This is a genomic window from Peribacillus sp. P4_C12, assembly GCF_056402095.1.
In genome coordinates, this window is record NZ_JBFUIB010000539.1 from 1 (window position 1) to 2,370 (window position 2,370).

Annotated in this window: 3 protein-coding genes; 1 reads left to right on the top strand and 2 read right to left on the bottom strand. The window is 37.9% G+C overall.

Annotated elements, in window-relative coordinates; genetic code table 11:
- Positions 1-145: 145 nt before the first annotated feature.
- The gene (locus tag AC1DUW_RS26130; RefSeq protein WP_477643851.1) at positions 146-589 is read right to left on the bottom strand and encodes a MarR family winged helix-turn-helix transcriptional regulator; all 444 of its coding nucleotides are present in this window, start codon (positions 587-589) and stop codon (positions 146-148) included.
- Between the two features lie 420 nt (positions 590-1,009).
- Here AC1DUW_RS26130 and AC1DUW_RS26135 point away from each other — a divergent pair, with 420 nt between their 5' ends.
- Positions 1,010-1,150 carry a spore germination protein gene (locus tag AC1DUW_RS26135; protein WP_236694930.1) on the top strand — a complete coding sequence of 47 codons (141 nt, stop codon included), beginning with the start codon at positions 1,010-1,012 and terminating at the stop codon, positions 1,148-1,150.
- Positions 1,151-1,233: 83 nt separating this feature from the next.
- Here the strand turns inward: AC1DUW_RS26135 and AC1DUW_RS26140 are convergent.
- Positions 1,234-2,370 (bottom strand): glycoside hydrolase family 18 protein (locus AC1DUW_RS26140; RefSeq protein ID WP_477643852.1); only part of this gene is annotated, 1,137 nt, incomplete at its 5' end.

Consider the following 2,370-nt stretch of genomic DNA (forward strand, 5'->3'; position numbering starts at 1 on the left):
CTGCGCAGACCTAGTACTTTTTGATAAAATTCATTATTCTTTTTTGCGTTTTTTGTAATCATCGAAATATGATGATGTCCAGAAATTGTATACATCATTATTCCTCCTTTTGTAACTTGACTAGTCAAATGATAATGTAAAAAAATTACTTTGGCGGTAATTCTTTTTTTTGGCTATGTTTATGAACACGTGTCATTAGTGTATATAGTATTTGTTGTTCTTCTTCATTTAAAACATCGTCAAAAAATGACGATTGAAATGCCAGTTGTTCAGGCATTACTTGATCTAAAATAGCTTCAGTTTTCGCTGAGAGGTTAATCGTTTTTGTTTTCCAGTCTTGTTTACGTACAATATAACCTTCTTTTTCGAGACGTGAGAGCATACGTGAAATACCACCTTGCGTAACCGTCACTTTTTCGGCTAACTCTATTTGCGTGAGTGGCTGATAAATGCGAATTTGCATGAGTACATCAAATTGAGCAGTCGTTAAATCAAATCGTTTTAAAAATTCATTCGACATCTGGTTACTTTGGTTCGTAAAACGCATTAAACGTAGCCAGATTAAAGAGCCTATCGTATTATTACGCATTTCAATTCACTCCCACCGTTAAACATAACATCACTTTACTACTCAATTGATAAAATAGCAAGTCTAAAAATCTGATAAAGCACTCAAGCTTAAGCTTTGTGTGAATGTCCTTCGCACAAAATAGGAGGGAGTTTAACATAGTGTTCGTAAGCTATTCAACAGTAACACACATAATTCTTCGAAAAAATTGCGCATTTAATACCGTATCACCATTCTGTTTGTTTTCAAATTAAGGTCTTGATAATTTAGGTCCAATTTCCGGTTCCGATCCTAAACTTAATCAAGCCATAGAACGATACATTTTGAACACCTTTACATATCTGTAAATTTAGGGCCTGTACAATCCGCCCATCATATGCGGGAACTCGCTGAGCTCTTTCCTGCTGAATTTTTGTCAACATTAATCCTGCGAAAAGCGATATGCCATTTCCGCATATAATAGATGTTCTTATTTTAGAATTTACCATCGAGTTACTACGAGAATCAGGAGCAAGTATGCCGACAAAAATAGGGAAATACGTTTGGTATCGTTGGGGGCATCGTTATTGCGGCAGCTGTTGAGGCTTCTTTAACGATTAATGTGCAGCTGATTATGGTTGATTTATCGGCTTTTTCTGTAATTATTCCCCGTTCTTGTTTTATGTTTAAATCACTCTTCTTGTAGTCAGAAATTCCTTTACTAAGTAGGCCGATTGAGGGAAGTGTAATCCTACTTGCCAGGCTCCAATCCCCCTTAATCGATATTCGACAACCAATTGCAGCTTTTGGGCACGAGCTCTTGAGTCTTCGTACCAAACGATATGTCTTGTGCCCGCTTCGTCTCGATAGCTAAAGAAAGGCTGCTGGTCTTGAATGGAATATTGAATAGGTACTTGATATTTCATAGCTGTATCAATAGCGTTGGCTACGGAAACAGCCCTTGCACTTAAAGCGGTTCCATTTGACATCRCCCAGTCATATCCGTACCGTGGGACACCAAGGATGATTTTATTTCCTCTCATTAATCTTTGAGCATACTCAATGGTTTTCCTTACTTCTTGTATAGGAGCGACAGGACCGGGCTGACTGCTCGCTTCATGCCAGTCATAGGCCATGATAAAAACAAAGTCAACAGCAGCTCCAATGCCCCCGTAATCATATCCCTTTAACCAAGGGATGTCATCACTTGTTTTTGCTGGAACGGCTACAGAAGTATAATATCCTTCAGGCTTTAATCGATCTCGTAACGCTCGTAAGAATCCGCTATACAAATCTCTTTCTCCTTCATGGATTCTTTCAAAGTCAACATTCACTCCGGCGTAATTTTTTGTCTTCACCAAATTGTAAATATTATTAATAACTCGTTCCCTTACCTCCGGATTATTTAATACTTTCCTGGTTAATTCGGGGCTGAATCCAGTCTCCGTTAAATTTGTAATTACTGCAAGAGGGGCGACCTTATTTTCCCTTATTAATCCGATAAGTTGTTGATCATCAAGTGTACTTAAGCTTCCATCTTCAAGAATATGATGTTCAAATATTCCAAAATACGTATTAATAGTAGCAAATGTCTCGACATTGGCTATATTTTTTTCTGGGGTAGAAGGTGTGATATAACTCAGTCCTTCTCCTTCGTGCTTAAGTCTTGGCGGCAAATAGATATTCATGCCAACCATCAATAAATCGGAGTGTAATCCATTATATAAACGGATTGTTTCAATTGGGACCAAAGCCATTTGAGAGATGGTGTATAGCGAATCTCCAGGCTGGACAATATACACATTTGTCGGAATAAGTAAGTC